General features: G+C 39.3%; 12 protein-coding genes. 8 read left to right on the plus strand and 4 right to left on the minus strand.

The annotated features are described in order from the left end of the window. Window positions 1–14 precede the first annotated feature (14 nt). Entirely contained in the window at window positions 15–575 is a 561-nt protein-coding gene (gene scpB / locus HS960_RS25100; RefSeq protein ID WP_182330793.1) for an SMC-Scp complex subunit ScpB, read from the minus strand. 9 nt (window positions 576–584) lie between these two features. After that, a complete protein-coding gene (gene mqnC, locus HS960_RS25105; protein ID WP_182330794.1) occupies window positions 585–1,709 on the minus strand; it encodes a cyclic dehypoxanthinyl futalosine synthase in 1,125 nt (374 codons plus the stop codon). A 506-nt stretch (window positions 1,710–2,215) separates the two neighbouring features. Here mqnC and HS960_RS25110 point away from each other — a divergent pair. From HS960_RS25110 to HS960_RS25145, 8 genes are all read left to right on the plus strand, one after another. Continuing rightward, window positions 2,216–5,443 carry a SusC/RagA family TonB-linked outer membrane protein gene (locus HS960_RS25110; protein WP_153844767.1) on the plus strand — a complete coding sequence of 1,076 codons (3,228 nt, stop codon included), beginning with the start codon at window positions 2,216–2,218 and terminating at the stop codon, window positions 5,441–5,443. A gap of 33 nt (window positions 5,444–5,476) precedes the next feature. Beyond that, the gene (locus HS960_RS25115; protein WP_153844766.1) at window positions 5,477–7,192 is read left to right on the plus strand and encodes a RagB/SusD family nutrient uptake outer membrane protein; all 1,716 of its coding nucleotides are present in this window, start codon (window positions 5,477–5,479) and stop codon (window positions 7,190–7,192) included. Between the two features lie 125 nt (window positions 7,193–7,317). Further along, window positions 7,318–8,637: a D-alanyl-D-alanine carboxypeptidase gene (locus HS960_RS25120; RefSeq protein ID WP_228280121.1), complete on the plus strand. Its 1,320-nt coding sequence runs from the start codon at window positions 7,318–7,320 to the stop codon at window positions 8,635–8,637. Window positions 8,638–8,647: 10 nt separating this feature from the next. After that, a complete protein-coding gene (locus HS960_RS25125) occupies window positions 8,648–9,946 on the plus strand; it encodes an MFS transporter (RefSeq protein ID WP_153844764.1) in 1,299 nt (432 codons plus the stop codon). A gap of 20 nt (window positions 9,947–9,966) precedes the next feature. Continuing rightward, on the plus strand, window positions 9,967–10,695 hold the full coding sequence (locus HS960_RS25130) for a (Fe-S)-binding protein (protein ID WP_153844763.1): 729 nt from the start codon (window positions 9,967–9,969) through the stop codon (window positions 10,693–10,695). A gap of 22 nt (window positions 10,696–10,717) precedes the next feature. After that, window positions 10,718–11,608: a TIM barrel protein gene (locus HS960_RS25135; RefSeq protein ID WP_088162814.1), complete on the plus strand. Its 891-nt coding sequence runs from the start codon at window positions 10,718–10,720 to the stop codon at window positions 11,606–11,608. A 276-nt stretch (window positions 11,609–11,884) separates the two neighbouring features. Beyond that, window positions 11,885–13,459, plus strand: coding sequence for a peptide MFS transporter (locus HS960_RS25140; RefSeq protein WP_153844762.1), 1,575 nt, complete (start codon window positions 11,885–11,887; stop codon window positions 13,457–13,459). A gap of 83 nt (window positions 13,460–13,542) precedes the next feature. After that, a complete protein-coding gene (locus HS960_RS25145; protein ID WP_153844761.1) occupies window positions 13,543–15,132 on the plus strand; it encodes a peptide MFS transporter in 1,590 nt (529 codons plus the stop codon). Window positions 15,133–15,213: 81 nt separating this feature from the next. Here HS960_RS25145 and HS960_RS25150 read toward each other — a convergent pair whose 3' ends face one another. Continuing rightward, window positions 15,214–16,506 carry a hemolysin family protein gene (locus HS960_RS25150; protein WP_159731263.1) on the minus strand — a complete coding sequence of 431 codons (1,293 nt, stop codon included), beginning with the start codon at window positions 16,504–16,506 and terminating at the stop codon, window positions 15,214–15,216. A gap of 145 nt (window positions 16,507–16,651) precedes the next feature. Then, window positions 16,652–17,998 (minus strand): Gfo/Idh/MocA family protein, encoded by a 1,347-nt coding sequence (locus HS960_RS25155; protein WP_153844759.1) that lies wholly within the window; start codon window positions 17,996–17,998, stop codon window positions 16,652–16,654. Window positions 17,999–18,051: the final 53 nt, after the last annotated feature.

Consider the following 18,051-nt stretch of genomic DNA (forward strand, 5'->3'; position numbering starts at 1 on the left):
TTATTTTATTTTATTTATTCATTTGTTTCGCCAATCGCATTGTCCTCGGTAACGATGTCTTTCAATTGAGGGAGATCTCTCACACCATTGATTCCGAAGTGATCCATGAACTGCTGGCTTGTTGCATAAAGTAATGGTTTTCCGATACTATCTGCTTTTCCAGCAATTTTGATTAACTTCTTTTCCAGTAACCGTTGAATAGAGTAATCACAGCTGACACCTCTAATCTGCTCCACTTCTAATTTTGTTATCGGTTGTCTGTAGGCAATGATTGCGAGCGTTTCTAGTGCTGATTGACTTAGTTTTCGCTTGTTATTGTGATTTTGGAGCTGTTGTATCGATTCATGATAAACAGCTTTTGTCAAAAACTGATAGGCGTTGTTGATATAGCGTAATTCGAGTACATAGTCTTCGTCCTGGTACTTCGTTTCAATTTTTTTAATCAAGTCACGTAGCTCTTCCCTGGATACTTCGATGGCTAAGGCTTCCTGCAAAATCTGTTTGATATCGGCAAGATCTATTCCTTCCGCAGAAGCAAATATAATTGCTTCAATATTTCTTATGACGTCTTTCAATGTATCGTATTAATAGTTAATGACCTGTTCGACCATATGGGCTGGTAGTTCGCGAAACTCATACTTTTGAGTTCGTAGTTGTGGGCTGAATCCAGCTTCCAAAATAGCTTCCTGTATAGATTTTGACGTAAACCGATGTGGTGCACCAGCTGCCGAAACAACATTTTCTTCGATCATAATTGAGCCGAAATCGTTCGCTCCAGCGTGCAGACATAATTGCGCTGTGCGCTTTCCGACGGTGAGCCAGGAAGCTTGTATATTTTTAATATTAGGAAGCATAATGCGGCTTAAGGCAATCATGCGGATATATTCTTCGCTCGTTACATTATTGGTAATACCGCGCAGTCTTTTCAATAAGGTGCCATCATCTTGGAAAGGCCAAGGGATGAACGCAATAAATCCATGGGATTCCTGATGTTTTTCATCCTGTACTTCGCGAATCCACACCAAATGTTCAAAACGTTCTTCTATCGTTTCGATATGACCAAACATCATGGTGGCAGAAGTTGGTAGATTGATTTTATGGGCTGCCCGCATAACATCTAACCATTCTTTACCACCGCATTTTCCTTTTGATATAAGCCGTCTCACACGATCATTGAGAATTTCAGCCCCCGCTCCAGGTAGCGAGTCTAGTCCTGCTTCTTTCAATTGTGTCAAAACTTCAATATGGCTCATGTTCTCCAACTTGGAAATATGCGCAATTTCAGGTGGGCCGAGAGAATGTAGTTTTAGCGTAGGATAAAGTTCCTTTAATTGCTTGTAAAGGTTTTTGTAAAACTCAATACCTAAATCCGGGTGATGGCCACCTTGCAGCAGCAGTTGGTCGCCACCGTATTTAAAAGTTTCCTCTATCTTTTGTTTGTAGCTTTCAATATCGGTAATGTAGCTATCTTCATGACCAGGGCGACGGAAAAAATTGCAAAATTTGCAATTTGCAATACACACATTGGTGGTATTGACATTTCTGTCGATCTGCCAGGTTACTTTACCATGTGGCACTTGTATCTTACGCAATTCATTGGCTACGAAAGTCAAATCAGCTGTAGGTGCGTTTTGATATAAAAAAACACCCTCTTCCTTGGATAGGAACTCAAATCGGAGCGCCCGTTCTAATAAATTACTTACATTCATCAACAACAAATATAAGGAGCTTTTAGCTTATTTGGACCTATTTGCGGAATATTTGACAATGCATATTGAATTTTGGGAAACGTTCCGGATATAAAAAACAAAAGGATGTACTTGTGTAACAATAGTATTGCATTGTAACTTAGTGTATAAAATACAATAACTTGATTTATAGCGCTTTGTGAATTAATTAAGATTTTTCCTTTTTTTTTACATTTATTATTCTTTACATTTATTTAACAGATTTTAACATTTCTGGAAAAATAACCAAATTAGAAAAAAATGAATAACCAAGGGGCCTGAATCTGCCAATAATATAGCATTGTTGTCGTCAGACCTAAAAAAATGACCAAAAACTTAAATAATAACCAATATCAACTAAAACAACTAAAGCGTAAACATAAATTTTTTTAAACCACCTATTTAGTAAAATTATGATGAAAAAAACGGACAAAAATTGCTGTTTTGATCTCATATTGGGCCAAAAGTTCAATAAGAGGTTTCTGATTATGAGTTCTCTTCTCATTGGGGGAGGAATGACCACTCATGGATTTGCCAGTGGATTAACTAGCCATGGCAAAGTTGAAGTCGTTTCATTAATCAAAACAAGGAGCGTACAACAGACACCTATCAAGGGGGTCGTGAAGGATGCTGCTACAGGTCAAGGTATTACTGGTGTATCTGTGAAAGTCAAGGGGAGCAGTAACGGGACGTCAACCGGCGAGAATGGTGCATTTACCATTCAAGCAAAAGTGGGCGATGTGTTGATTATCAGTTATATTGGGTACAAAAGTACTGAAGTTACTGTTTCTTCGAAAGCTGATCTTTCAATTTCCTTAAGCGGTTCAGAAGATGCCTTGGAAGAGGTTGTTGTCACAGGTTATTCGGCACAGCGTAAGAAAGATTTAACTGGTGCTGTTGCCGTTGTCAATGTGAAGGAATTGAAAACTACCCCGGCTGCGAGTGCTGTTGAGGCGTTGCAAGGGCGGGCAACAGGTGTTCAGATCGTAGTCGATGGTGCCCCTGGTTCTACACCACAGATCAAAATTCGTGGTTACAGTACGATCAACAACAACGAGCCGCTTTACATTATTGATGGAGTGCCTTATGAAGGAAAGTTAAGCTGGTTGAATCAAAATGATATTGAGACGATGCAGGTCTTAAAAGATGCATCAGCAGCTTCAATTTACGGTTCACGTGCAAATAATGGTGTTGTCATCATTACCACAAAAATCGGTAAAAGTGGAAAACCTCAATTTAGCCTTGACTCTTATTATGGTGTGCAGGTTCCAAACAGTGGGCGTTTTCCAAAAATGTTGTCTCCACAACAAACATTGGATATTGAAAACAGATTGGACGGCACAAACAATGTGATGCCTGATTACCTTATTGCTGGACCTAAAGTGGGCGGGAAAGATGTGATTACAGCCGCAGACGTGGATATGTCAAAATATAAGTACGATGCGAGTAGCCGAAGCGATTTTTATCAAATTACTAAAGCAAATAAGGCCGGAACCAACTGGTTTGATGCTTTATCCCAAAATGCGCCTACTCAGTCGCACCAACTTAGCGTTTTAGGAGGTGGTGAAGATGCTTCCTATGCGATTTCGGGCGGTTATCTGAAACAAAAAGGAACGATTATTCATACCGGTTTTGAAAAATATAATCTTCGTTCAAACACACGCTTCTCTGCCTTTAATAATAAACTACGTTTCGGCGAAAATATGCAATATAGTTTTACGGAAGGATTTGGTATGGGGGTAAATACCAATACTGCCGGGGACTATATCGGTGAAGGTAGTGCTTTAGGTTTTGCGTATCGTATTCATAATATCATTCCTGTATATGATGAGGGCGGAAATTTTGCAGGATCTGTTGGCGGACAGTATGGTAATGGCGAAAATCCTGTTGCTATCGCCTATCGTGCCAAGGATAATAAAAATAAGAGCAATATGTTTTTCGGGAATGTCTTTGGGGAATTTGATATTGTCTCAGGATTAACCTTCCGTAGCAGTTTTGGTATGAAGTATGAAAACTACAATGGTGTATCTTATACCTATCCAAACCCTGAGTTTACAGAAGGAAGTTTTAACAACGGAATTAATGAATTTTTTGGACTGAATAAAGAATGGACTTGGACAAATACTTTAAATTATAAAAAAACATTTAATGAGGCGCATACGTTGAGCATTCTCGCTGGTACGGAAGCTATTCAGAATAGAAATAGGCAGATAAGAGGAAAAGGAAATGGCTTTTTTACAATGTCATCGCTTGATTACCTTTACTTGGATGCCGCTTCAACCGGTCGCGTCAGTGAAGGTAGCGGTTCTGTAGGTTCCTTGTTTTCGGTGTTTGGAAAGGTGGATTATTCCTACAAAGATCGGTATATCTTAAGTGCAACAGTGCGTCGTGACGGTTCTTCTAATTTTGGGCCGAACAATAAATATGGAACATTCCCTGGAGCGAGTGCAGCTTGGCGCTTGTCGGAGGAAGAGTTCATGAAAGGTGTTTCATGGATCTCGGATCTAAAAATCAGAGCTGGTTATGGTGTGACGGGGAACCAACGTATTCCAGCCAATCAATATCTGAATCGCTATCAGGTCGCTATTAATTCATCCTCATATCCTATTGACGGAAGTTTGACTTCCGGTATGTGGCACAATGCCTACAGTAATCCGGACGTGAAATGGGAACAAGTATCCGCATTAAATATTGGGGTGGATTTTACCCTCGCACAAGGTGATTTTGATGGATCTTTCGATTGGTACAATAAAAAGACGAAAGACATGCTGTACCTGTTGCCTTTACCTGCTGTTGCCGCAGGCCGGGCCGGATCGCCTTATGTAAATATTGGTGATATGCAAAATAAAGGTATCGAGTTTTCATTGAATTATCATTACGGTAGACGTCAAGAAAGTGCATTTAAATTGGATCTGTCCGCTACTATTTCACGTAACGTGAACAAGATTGTTTCTTTGGCACCATCAGTAACCCAACAAGTGTACGGTAGTTTTAGAAGTATGGAAACCTCCATCTTAAAACCTGGAGAACCTCTTGGTGCTTTCTATGGCTATAAAGTAATTGGTATTTATTCGGAAGCAGATATCAACAATGCGAGTGTCGCTAAATATGAGGATGGAAAGTCGAGAGCTGGTGGACTTAAATTTGAGGATGTCAATGGTGATGGCAAAATTGATGCAAGTGACCGTACCGTTATAGGTAGCCCACATCCTGATTTTGTGTATTCATTCAATATCAATGCGGCTTATAAAAACTTTGATTTTATGGCCTACTTCTATGGCTCAAAGGGTAATCAAAACTATGAAGCTACGCGGTATTTTACAGATTTTGGTGTGTTTAGAGGTCAAAAAAGTACGCGCGTATTGGATGAATGGAGTCCAACGAATAGCGGTAGCATGATCCCTTCTCAAGTTAGAAATGCTTCACCTTATGAGTATGCTTCTTCGAGCTACTATGTACAGGATGCAAGTTTCTTGAAACTGAAAAACCTTCAAGTTGGCTATAACTTCGATACCAATCGGGTTTTTGGTAATAATACCGGTATCAAGAAACTCCGTGCTTATGTGGGGGTAACAAATCTGTTTACAATTACTAAATATGAGGGGCTTGATCCAGAAGTTACGGCTACTCCATCGACTTACCCAGCCTTGGGTGTAGACTTTGGTGTGTATCCACAGGCTCGTCAATATATGTTGGGTGTTAGTCTAGGATTTTAAGGGTTTAGTGATTTAAGTTAAAATTTGATTGAAATGAAAAAAAGAAATATAATTACAGTTTTAGGTATATCATTGACTTTATTAGCCTCTTGTGGAAAATCTTTTTTGGAGCGTGATCCGCAAGCTGAATTGCCTGAGTCTCAGATTGTAAATTCAAAAGGTATAGAGGCCTCTCTTATTGGGGCGTATGGTATATTAAACGGCAATGTCAACGGTACCTGGGGGAATTACTCTTCGGCGCCTAGCCAATGGTTGTTTGGTGAAGTTGCTGGAGATAATGCACATAAAGGATCTGAGGCAACCGATCAACCGAACATGAATATGATCGAATTTCATACGCCAAATAGTTCGAATGACAACCTGAGTCAAATGTGGGAAGTCTATTATGAGGGCGTATTAAGGGCAAATAATACGTTACGTATTCTGAAGGCTGACCAAGCAGGTGGAAAAACGGTAACGGCTGCACGTGCGAAGGAAATAGAAGGTGAAGCCCGAGTGTTGCGAGCGCACTATTATTTTTATTTATGGCGTGTTTTTAAAAATCTAGCGTATGTTGATGAGAATACAACAGATGATGAGGCTAAAACGAAACCGAATAAGGATGATATACTTCCGAAGATTATTGACGATTTAAAAGCAGGAATAGCTAATTTGCCAGCGGCAAAAATCAATAGCCAAGCCGGACGTATGGATCAAAATATCGCGAAAGCTTATTTGGGTAAAGTTTACCTCTACCAGAAAAAATATGCGGATGCGCTAGTTTTGTTTAAGGAAGTTATTGGTGCAAAGGATCTACGTACGATGCCGTACCAAAATAACTTTGATGTACTTACAAAAGACGGCCCGGAGGCATTACTGGTATCTAAACATGTGATTAATCCAGATGGATCTGGTGATAATGCCAATGTTGGTGATATGTTGTCTGGATTAAATGGAAGTAATCCTGTAGGTTGTTGTGGTTTCTATCAGCCGACCATTGATTTGGTTAATGCGTATAAAGTCGATGCAAGTGGATTACCATTGTTGGATGGTTCTTATCGAAATAATCCATATAAATCAGATTTCGGTTTGTCTGATGACGCAAAAAAAACATATAAACTTGATATTACACTTCGTTTTGACCCACGTTTAGATTATACGGTTGGCCGTAGAGGTGTAAATTTCTATGATTATGGTGTCATGCCAGGTGATGCATGGATTCGTGAGGTGAGCTCGGGTGGACCATTTGTTGGTATAAAAACAATGATTCCGAAGAGTTTGCATGCAACACATACTGCCTCAGGAGCGGCATATATTACTGACTTGGATGTTAATATTATTCGTTTAGCTGATGTCGTTTTAATGGCAGCTGAATGTCAGGTTGAATTAGGAGATTTAGGTGCAGCAATGAATCTGGTAAACGCAGTTCGTGAGCGTGCCGCAAAATTACCTCCTAAAACGACTGGCGATAATGTAGCAGCGGCAGTATATGTTGTTAAACCCTATACTTCTTTCCCAGACCAAAATTATGCGCGCAAAGCTGTTCGTTTTGAACGTCGTTTAGAATTAGCGATGGAAGGACATCGTTTCTATGACCTCGTGCGTTGGGGTGAGGCGAAAACTGTATTGGAAAGCTACGCAACGTTTGAAGGTGGTTTTATGGCCCGCTATAAAGGCTTAAGCTATAAACCACAAAATGATTACTTCCCAATTCCACAATCGCAGATTGACAGAAGTGGTGGAGCTCTGACACAAAATACAGGATATTAATTTTTGATAGTTTTAAAAAGGAAAGGGAGAGACAATGTCTCTCCCTTTCCTTTTTATAGGATTTGTATCTGAATTTTGGCAATAGACGAAAGGGAGTTCTTGCAGTTTTTTGTATGTTTGAACTGATGAAAAAAATTTTAAGTGCATTGTTGCTGCTTTGGTTTGTGCCAGCGGCTACTTTTGTAGCGAAGGCTCAGAGCTTTGAGGATGTTTATCAGCTATTTCAAGAATCTAAAATATTAAATGATCATTTTGTTGGTTTTTCTTTGTATGACCTAAATGCCAATAAATATGTGATGGACATAAACGGCAATAAGCATTTTACACCGGCTTCCAATACAAAAATGTATACCACCTATGCTGCTCTAGCACTGTTGGGCGATTCAATACCTGGTTTGGAGTATGTGGAACGCGGAGACTCGCTGCTTATCTGGGGGACAGGTGATCCGACGTTTCTGCATAATCGGTTAGATACCAGGGTAGTGTATAACTTTTTGAAAAATACGAATAAACGCATTTTTGTTGTACCAGGGAAAATGAAAAATAAGTTCTTTGCACATGGTTGGGCTATGGAAGATTTTGAAGCTTACTATCAGCCTGAAATCAGTACATTTCCTATTTATGGCAATGTGGTCACTTTTCGTCAAAAAGGTTATAATTATTTATCGACCTCTCCAGCGAGTTTTCAAAATTCACTGGATTTTTTGCCGGAACCTAAGGTAGGTGATTTTGAACTTTCCCGCTCATTTCGTGAAAATTCTTTTTGGATGTCCAAACGTCCCGTTCCGAGCGGTTATGTCAATGAGGTTCCATTTATCTATTCTGATAGCTTATTTATTAAATTATTGTCGGATAGTCTAGGTAAATCCGTGACCTTATTGTCTTACCAAAAACCAAGCAATACCAAGATACTCTATTCAGGCAGTACCAAAAATTTAATCCGTGAAATGATGTTGCCAAGTGATAATTTTATTGCTGAACAGTTTTTAATGATGTGTTCGTGGAAACAATTCGGTCAATTTGATACTTACTTGGTGCGGGACTGGATGAAGAATAACGTTTATAAATACTTTTCAGCTGAGGTTGCTATTTTTGATGGATCGGGACTATCATCCTATAACAAAGTGACTCCCCAGAATAATGTCGATCTATTGGTCGTCTTGAAAAATAAGTTGCCGGATGAGAAGGAACGTTTTCGTCTTTTTCCGGCTGGAGGTGTAGATGGTACCCTAAAACGTACCTATAGCAAAGATCTCGGAGAACCGTTTGTTTTTGCTAAAACGGGAACGATTACATCTGTCTATAATCAAAGTGGTTATTTGATCACGCGGACAGGAAGGCGCTTGGCATTTTCTTTTATGAACAATAATTATATAGATGATCGAGCAAGTGCAATTCGTAAAGAAATGGCTAAAATAATTACTTATATTCGTCAAACTTATTAAGCCAATTTAAATGGAAGCAATTGTAAAAAACAATAAAAAATTGATTCGTTCTTGGGCCATGTTCGATTGGGCCAATTCTGCTTACAACCTTGTTATTACTTCCACGATATTCCCTGTTTACTATACCGCAATTACTACCACAAAAGAGCATGGTGATGTTGTTCGTTTCTTTGGGATTGAAGTCGTCAATACCGCACTTTCTAATTTTTCTTTGGCCTTTGCCTATCTGTTGATGTCTTTTTCTTTGCCCTTTATTTCTTCGTACGCTGATGCAAAAGGAAAAAAGAAAGAGATTATGAAATTCTTCACTTATGTTGGAGCAGTTGCATGTATGTGCTTATTTTTCTTCAAGCTTGAAACTTTGGAAATTGGTATCATCTGTTTTGTGCTTGCAGCGATGGGGTATATTGGCGGTGTTTTGTTTAATAATTCCTATTTGCCGCTTTTGGCGACAGTCGATCAACAAGATAAGGTGAGTGCGCAAGGTTTTGCTTATGGTTATATTGGCTGTGTCACTTTACAGATTCTTTGTTTTATAGTGGTGCTTAAGCCTGAATGGTTTGGTATTACAGATGCTTCACTACCGGCCCGTATATCGTTTCTAATGGTCGGATTGTGGTGGCTTGGGTTTTCAATGATTCCTTTCAAATACCTGCCTAAAATCGATGCAACCGAGAATAACACAGGTAAGAGTTTTGTTCAGAATGTACGGGATGAATTCGGCCATGTTATCCAAAAAATCAAAGGTATTCCTGAAATAAAGCAGTTTTTGCCGGCTTTTTTCTTCTATGCAATTGGTGTTCAGACTTTGATGATTGTAGCCTCCTCTTTTGGGGAGAAAATTTTGCATTTAGGCGCAGAAAGGTTGATTGCTACAATTCTTCTCATTCAGCTCGTAGCTATCTTAGGTGCATTTTTAATGTCTTATTTATCTACGCTTTTTGGGAATATTAAGGTGTTGATCGTTGTGGTGATGATCTGGATAGGCATCTGTATTTCGGCCTTTTATTTATCTACTCCACTTCAGTTTTATATTATTGCTGCATTGGTCGGTTTAGTTATGGGCGGGATTCAGTCCTTATCGCGTTCAACCTATTCTAAATTAATTCCGACGGATATCAAAGATACGACTGCTTTCTTCTCTTTTTATGACGTCACAGAAAAAGTTGCTATAGTTATAGGATTATTCTCATTCGGGTTTATAGAACAGGTTACACATAATATACGATATTCGGCATTGGTTCTTTCTTTATTTTTTGTAATTGGATTGTTACTTTTGATCCGGATATTAGTATCCAATAAATCTTAATTTTATTGATTGAATTGCATATGAAAGTAGAACTTTTTGTTCCTTGTTTTATAGATCAGCTTTACCCTGAGACCGCATTTAATACGGCTCGTTTATTAGAAAAGGTCGGTTGCGAGGTTGTCTATAATCCTGAGCAGACATGCTGTGGCCAGCCTGCCTATAATGCTGGATTTTGGGATGATGCAAAACAGGTCGGACGGAAGTTTTTAGGTGATTTCTCAGGAGATCATGTGATTATTTCTCCTTCGGCGTCTTGTACTGGTATGGTACGACATGCTTATAATGATTTATTCGCAAATTCGGCCGATTCCCATCAGTGTCATAAAATACAGCAACAGGTTATGGAAATCTCTGATTTTTTAGTAAACGTGCTAAAAAAAGAGTATTTTGGAGCTGAGCTTGAGGGTGTTGCGGTGTACCACGATTCTTGTTCGGCTTTGCGAGAGTGCAAGATTAAAGAGGAACCACGGAAATTATTGAGTAAGGTCTTAGGTTTGGAGATGGTGGAGGTGAAAGATAGCGAGACATGTTGTGGGTTTGGGGGTAGTTTTGCCGTTAAATTCGAAGGAATATCCGCAGCAATGGCTGAGCAAAAAGTGCGCAATGCACTTGATCTGAATGCGGATTATATTATTTCCACTGATTCATCTTGTTTGCTACAGCTTCAATCTTATATCGATAAACATAAATTACCCATTCAGACGATGCACCTCGTTGATGTGTTGACTACTGGCTGGGGAAATATTTAAATAACACATTAAATCTAAACACATGAATTCAAGAAGAGATTTTCTTAAAAACCTTGCACTAGCGTCTGCTGGTATAGCATTAGCTCCCTCTTTGGAGAGTTTTGCGGCAGCAAAGAAAGATTGGTTTGACATTTCCTTGGCTGAATGGTCATTGCATAAATCCTTGTTCAAGGGAGATTTGAACAATTTGGATTTTCCGGTATTGGCTGCCAAAAAATACGGTATCTATGGGGTGGAATATGTAAATCAGTTTTTTAAGGATAAGGCTAATGATAATAATTACCTTACTGAGCTAAATATGCGTGCAAAAGATAATGGTGTACGTAATGTACTCATTATGATTGATGGTGAGGGAAATCTCGGTGATGAAGATGAAACAAAGAGAAAACAAGCCGTGCAAAACCATTATAAGTGGATTTCTGCAGCTAATTTCTTAGGTTGTCATGCAATCCGTGTCAATGCGGCTGGAAAAGGGACTCCTGAGGAAGTGAGTAAACGTGTTGTTGAAAGTTTAACAGCGCTATCTGATATTGGTAAAAAAGCGGGGATTAGCATTATTGTAGAAAACCATGGTGGTATCTCTTCACATGGTGACTGGTTGGCTAATACATTAAAAGCAGTGGGTAGTAAGTATTGTGGAAGTTTACCTGATCTTGGTAATTTCTATGAGTATGATCGTTATCAAGGTGTAACGGATCTAATGCCTTATGCACATGGTGTGAGTGCCAAAACACATGATTTTGATGCCAATGGAAATGAAACGCAAATTGACTATGAGCGTATGTTGAAGATTGTTAAAAAAGCAAAATTCAAAGGTTATGTGGGGATTGAATATGAGGGAAGTAAGTTGAGCGAAGAAGAGGGTATTTTTGCTACTAAAAAATTACTGGAACGTTTGCGCCCTTTGATCTAATATTTAACTAGTCGAGTTCTTTTCAGGAAATGGAAGGAACTCGGCTCGTTAAATAGGTTTTAATTGAAGTGTTGCTCGGATGCAACAACGAAAAAAACTGCAGTCCATTCGTTAGAAACCTATTAAAATCTTCACTATCTTGCTTGAGTATATGAAGACGAGTGAACAACCTCTTTCTTTGTGTAGAGGATCATCGGATTTTTCCGTTTACCGATGGTATATTTTATAAATGGAAATCGCACTACCTTATTTTGAAAAATAACGACTAAAAAAAACATGAATTTTGAAAAAAATGCTGTTCTTGAAACCCATTTGCAAAAAGTAGGGGCGGAACATGTATTGGTACAAGGGCATCCTGCCGGCTTGTTTGTATTATTCTTCACAGAGATGTGGGAGCGTTTTAGCTATTATGGTATGCGGGCACTGTTGGTAAATTTTCTGGTTTCTACCATTGCCCAACAAGGATGGGGTTGGACCAACTCCGAGGCCATGAAGCTTTATGGTTTGTACACCGGGATGGTGTTTTTAACGCCACTGTTCGGCGGGATTATAGCCGATCGCCTAACAGGATATAAAAAATCCATTATGGTCGGAGCTATAATTATGACGCTGGGACATATCGCTATGGCTTTAGAGGGATTTAATAAAAGCTTCTTTTTGGCGGGTTTGGTGCTGATTGTTTTGGGAAATGGTTTGTTCAAACCCAATATTTCTTCGATGGTAGGGAAATTATATCCGGATAAAGGAGGTAAAAAGGATGCGGGTTATACCATCTTTTATATGGGCATCAACGGGGGAGCGTTTTTAGGTATGATGCTATGCGGTTATATTGGTGAGAAGATCGGCTGGCATTATGGATTTGGGCTTGCCGGAGTATTTATGTTTTTGGGAATGTTGCAGTTCTATTTTGCGCAGCCCATCTTCGGAAAAATTGGAAATACACCCCAGAAACAAGAAGAGTTAACCGATATTGCAGCCGGAGAAGAAGAAAATCCAAAGCATATTGTTCGTGATCGTTTGCTGGTAATAGCCATTTTTATGTTGTCAAGTATTGTTTTCCATTTAGCTTTTGAGCAAGCAGGTGGCTCGATGACGATCTTTGCGAAAAATTATACACAACGGGTATTGAGTGGTGAAGTGGCGGTTTTATTTAAATGGTTGGATGCTGCATTGACGGTTTTGCCGATTGTGGTAATTACTGGCGTACTGTTTGTTTTAGCGAAGAAAATCGTACGTAAATACCCTATGATCATACTTTTTTCGAGTATTTCTTTTGTGATCATTTGGTCTTTGTGCCTTTGGAAAGTTTATCGGGAATATTATGGTATGAATTCAGAAGTTACTGTATCCTGGTTTCCGATGTTAAATTCTTTCTTTATCATTACCCTGGCCACATCATTTAGTAAGATATGGGAGAAAGTGTGGAATCCTTCTGGTCCAATTAAGTTTGCAATGGGACTGACATTGGTTGGAGTCGGTTTTGCAGCTTTATCTATTGGAAGCTCTGAGATTCCTACCGGTGCAAAGACGGCCTCTGTTAGTATGATCTGGCTGGTGTTGGCGTACTTTTTTCATACAGTGGGCGAATTATGTATTGGTCCGGTCGGACTTTCTTATGTCAGTAAACTATCGCCAAAAAAATTCCTGGGGTTATTGTTTGGTTTTTGGTTTTGTGCCAATGCCATAGCTAATTTTATAGGGGGTTTTATTGGGTCATATATTGATAAGATTACAGAATCTCATTCCATGTCATATTTCTTTGCTGTATTTACAGTAATTCCTATGGTGGCTGCTGTATTTCTTATTCTGGCCAACAAAAAAATAAAAAAGATGATGCATGGAATTGATTAATTCATAGAAAAATAGTGTATCTTCAAGCGATTTTTATCAAAATAAAAACAAAACCTGAGTTATAAAATAATTATTGAAATTATATGAATCAAGAAAAAGATCAAGTTCTTGTAGCACATCTTGCTAAGCAGGGGATCGATGACAAGATGGTAAATGGGCATCCTGCCGGATTATTTGTGCTATTCTTTACAGAGATGTGGGAGCGGTTTAGTTACTACGGTATGCGGGCATTGTTGACCTTATTTTTAATAAGTTCCCTTGCTGATGGAGGATGGGAATGGAGTAACGAACGTGCCATGAAACTTTACGGTTTGTATACTGGTTTTGTCTATTTAACACCATTGATCGGTGGAATGATTGCGGATAAGCTAACCGGTTTTAAGAAGGCGATTTTGATAGGCGCTTTGGTAATGACATTGGGGCACCTGTCTATGGCATTTGAGGGTGTGAATTCCAATTTCTTTTATCTCGGTCTTGTGTTAATGATTTTGGGTAACGGGATGTTTAAACCTAATATTTCTTCTATGGTGGGAAATCTTTATCCAGATCAAAGTCCTAAAAAAGATGCAGGGTATACCATATTCTATATGGGCATCAATGCCGGGTCATTTTTGGGAATGCTTCTATGCGGTTATATCGGCGAAAAAATTGGTTGGCATTATGGTTTCGGGCTTGCTGGAGTATTTATGTTCTTTGGTATGTTGCAATTCTATTTTGGACAAAAGATATTTGGAATTATCGGAGATTCACCGAAAGCACTTCAGGCTTACCATGAAAAAAAGATCAAAAATCACGAAGAGGAGGAAGAGGTCATTCCTGCACATGTTGTCCGTGATAGGTTAATCGTTGTCACCATATTTATGTTGGCTAGTGTGGTTTTCTTTTTGTCTTTTGAACAGGCGGGCGGATCCATGTCTATCTTTGCAAAGGATTATACACAAAGAGTCCTGTCTGGAAGTTCAGCAGTGACATTTAAATGGATTGATACTATTTTGACTATTGTGCCTATCGTTATTGTGACGATCGTTTTAACAGCATTGGCTAGAAAAATATATAAACAGTATCCATTGACTATTTTATTTACCGCTGTCTCATTTGGTATCATTTGGTGCTTGGGCTTATGGAAAGTATTTCGAGAAATTGGAATAACCGGATCGGAAGTTGGGGCCTCATGGTTTCAAATATTGAATGCATTTTTTATTATTTCACTGGCATCGTCATTTAGCAAATTTTGGGAGAAGGTCTGGAATCCTTCGGGACCAGTTAAGTTTGCGCTAGGTTTAATATTGGTGGGAATTGGATTTGCAGCATTAGCTTATGGGGCGAGCGAGATTCCTCAAGGAGCAAAGACAGCGTCTGTGAGTATGATTTGGTTGGTGATCGCCTATTTCTTTCATTCAGCAGGGGAGCTTTGTCTTTCACCTGTTGGCTTGTCTTATGTTAGTAAGCTTTCCCCAAAGAAATTTTTAGGGCTTCTTTTCGGTTGCTGGTTCTGTGCTTCGGCAATTGCCAATTTTATAGGTGGATTTTTAGGCTCATACATTGATCGCATTACAGAAGAGCATTCGATGTCCTATTTCTTTATGATATTTGCAATAGTTCCTGGGGTTACGGCATTGCTATTAATTGTCTTGAATCCAATATTGAAAAAAATGATGCATGGGATCAACTAATCAGGATCGATAGCATCACAAAAAAAGGGCTAATCAATACACTGATTGGCCCTTTTTTTATCTCTTTTTTACTATTGATGCTTATTCTTCCACTTTTAAAAGTAGTTTATCGATGCGGTGTCCATCCATATCAAGCACTTCGAAAATTAGATTTTTAAATCGGACACGTTCGCCTTCTTCGGGTACATGATCTAATCTTAGGAATACCAGGCCTCCTACGGTGGTTACATTGTTGATCTCATCTTCGTCTTCTTCAGAAAGACCGATTTCAAATTCATCCAAAAGATCCTCGATCTGATATTGTCCGTCGACAACATAATCACCGTTTTCCAATTGACGTATTGTCGGACGTGCACTTAGGTCGCTTTCTGTGATGTTGCCGACCAAATCGCCAACGATATCCCGTAACGTAATAATTCCCTGTGGTGAGCCATACTCATCAATGACAACCGCCTGATGTATACTGGAGGTACGTAAGGTGTTCATAATGCTATAAGATGAACTGAATTCATTAACAAACTTGATCGGTAACATAAGTGTTCTTAGATCAAATGCTTCGTTCTGGAGGCATTGACGAAGTAATGATTTTACATGAACAACACCTTTAATATTGTCGAGGCCACCTTCACAGACTGGGTAGATGGAATGATCGTTGTCCAGAATGATCTTTCTGTTTTCTTCAAAGGAATCTTCCAGATCCAAGAATACAATGCTTTTGCGGTGAGTCATTAGGTTGACCGCTTTTTTGTCACCTAAACTCAACAAACGGTCGACGATATCGTGCTCAATACCTTCGATGACGCCACTGTCGACACCTTCGTCTACTAACGCCTTAATTTCTTCTTCTGTGACACTATTGCCGCTACTCTTGATATTGAGTATTTTGACAATAAACTCTGTCGACATACTTAGTAGCCATACAAATGGCCGAACGATTTTGCTGAGCAGGTTCATCGGGTAAGCGATCAGCATGGCGTACTTCTCCGGAATAGCCATACCGATACGTTTGGGGACCAGTTCACCAAGCACCAACGAAAAGTAGGTGATGATAAAGACGACAATGATGACGGCGAGCTGTTCGCTATAGGGGGCTATGATACTGGATTTATTAAAGATCTCTACGAGGTAAGATGAAATATTGCCGCCAGAAAAGAATCCTGTTAGGATTCCAATAAGGGTAATACCTATTTGTACAGTGGATAGAAAGCTGTTGGGCGATTCTTTTAGGTTTAGCGCTATTTTGGCAGCGGCATTGTTTTTATCGCTTTCAGCCTGTAGCCTTGCCTTTCTGCTGGATACGATGGATATTTCTGATGCCGATAGTATTCCGTTTAGAATAATCAGGGCTAAAATAATAATTGCTTCGGTAAGCATAATGAGTTGAAAAAGTTATTTGCTAGGGCTAATTTACGGAAAAGACCAGCCAAATAGTAGGATTATTATGATTATGTCAAGTATTCATAAAAAAAGCCGTATATCTTTCAATACGGCTTTTATGATAATAGGCGTGTTTTTTCAATTACATTCCACTGTCATCTAACATAAAGGTGTTTTTCTTGGTTTTCCATTTTCCTTTTGTGAAATCAGGGAATTCCAACGTTTTATTTCCTTTTGCAATAGACTCGGTAGATAATGGGAATACGGCACTCATGGTTACCGAATCATACACGTCAATTGGAGTCTGTACCTTTTGTTTTACAGCCTGAATAAACGCATTGAATACAAACCAGTCCATGCCGCCATGACCAGAACCGTTTGCTACCTCTTCATATTTTTGCCAGATTGGGTGATCGTATTTCTTTACCCATTCGTCCGCAGAATCCCAAGTGTGTGGTTTGGATTTACCCTCGATGTGAATACCTTTGGCAACATCCATCCAAATACCGTCTGTTCCCTGTACGCGGAAACCGATAGAGTAAGGTCTTGGTAAGTGTGTATCATGCGTTAATAACATGGTTTCTCCATTCGCACATTGTAACATCGTTTGAGTGATATCACCATTTTTGTAATTGATCTTACCGTTAGGATGTCCCGGGGAAACTTTATTGACATAGGCTGCCAATCCGCGGGCTTTACTTGAGTACGAAGTGATATGGGTGAATCTGTTGCCCTTGTTGATATCTGCAAATTGCATAATTGGACCTAAACCGTGTGTAGGGTATAGATCACCATCTTGGTCGATATTGAACTGTGTACGCCACTGTGCCTCAGAAATCGCTTTCGGACCATATTCAACGCCATGGCCATAATAGGCTTTTCCGTCATTGAATAATACCTCGCGTAAATCGTGTTGATAACCGCCTTCCAGGTGCAACAATTCACCAAATAGACCTTGTCTGTGCATGTTCAATACAGCAAGTACATCACGACGGAATGCAACATTTTCTAGGGTCATGTAAGGCTTTCCAGTTTCTTCGGATACTTTCACAATATCCCAGTGATCTTGTAGCGTTAAACCTGCAATAACCTCGCAACCCACGTATAGACCAGCTTTCATTGCATCGATAGCTTGGTTTTTGTGGAATTGCCAAGGCGTTGCAATAATGACAGCATCTAATTTTTCATTGCTTAACATCTTTTTGTAAGCATCAACTCCACCAGTATACTCTTTTGGAAGTTTGGTGCCTTTTGCATTGAATTGTTTACGGCATTGTGCTAGAGATTCTTCCTGGGTGTCACAGACAGCCACAATTTCTAGATCATCTCTGTTTAGGGCAATTTGAACGTGATTACGTCCTCTAAGGCCTACGCCAATAAAACCGATTTTTATTTTCCCATTTGATTGAGCAAATAATTCTGTACTTGAAAGGACACCGATTCCAGCTGTAGTGATGGCAGTCGATTTTATGAAATTTCTTCTATCCATTGTTTTGAGATATAAGGAGTTTGTATATTAGTTATTTACTTGTTTGAAAACAG

It is taken from the genome of Sphingobacterium paramultivorum (genome assembly GCF_014109745.1).
Lineage (GTDB): Bacteria > Bacteroidota > Bacteroidia > Sphingobacteriales > Sphingobacteriaceae > Sphingobacterium > Sphingobacterium paramultivorum.

Bases quoted from the DNA above. Each gene is read 5' to 3' on its own strand.
- mqnC (WP_182330794.1), bottom strand. From the start codon at position 1,709: ATGAATGTAAGTAATTTATTAGAACGGGCGCTCCGATTTGAGTTCCTA.
- HS960_RS25110 (WP_153844767.1), top strand. From the start codon at position 2,216: ATGAGTTCTCTTCTCATTGGGGGAGGAATGACCACTCATGGATTTGCC.
- HS960_RS25115 (WP_153844766.1), top strand. From the start codon at position 5,477: ATGAAAAAAAGAAATATAATTACAGTTTTAGGTATATCATTGACTTTA.
- HS960_RS25120 (WP_228280121.1), top strand. From the start codon at position 7,318: ATGAAAAAAATTTTAAGTGCATTGTTGCTGCTTTGGTTTGTGCCAGCG.
- HS960_RS25125 (WP_153844764.1), top strand. From the start codon at position 8,648: ATGGAAGCAATTGTAAAAAACAATAAAAAATTGATTCGTTCTTGGGCC.
- HS960_RS25130 (WP_153844763.1), top strand. From the start codon at position 9,967: ATGAAAGTAGAACTTTTTGTTCCTTGTTTTATAGATCAGCTTTACCCT.
- HS960_RS25135 (WP_088162814.1), top strand. From the start codon at position 10,718: ATGAATTCAAGAAGAGATTTTCTTAAAAACCTTGCACTAGCGTCTGCT.
- HS960_RS25140 (WP_153844762.1), top strand. From the start codon at position 11,885: ATGAATTTTGAAAAAAATGCTGTTCTTGAAACCCATTTGCAAAAAGTA.
- HS960_RS25145 (WP_153844761.1), top strand. From the start codon at position 13,543: ATGAATCAAGAAAAAGATCAAGTTCTTGTAGCACATCTTGCTAAGCAG.
- HS960_RS25150 (WP_159731263.1), bottom strand. From the start codon at position 16,506: ATGCTTACCGAAGCAATTATTATTTTAGCCCTGATTATTCTAAACGGA.
- HS960_RS25155 (WP_153844759.1), bottom strand. From the start codon at position 17,998: ATGGATAGAAGAAATTTCATAAAATCGACTGCCATCACTACAGCTGGA.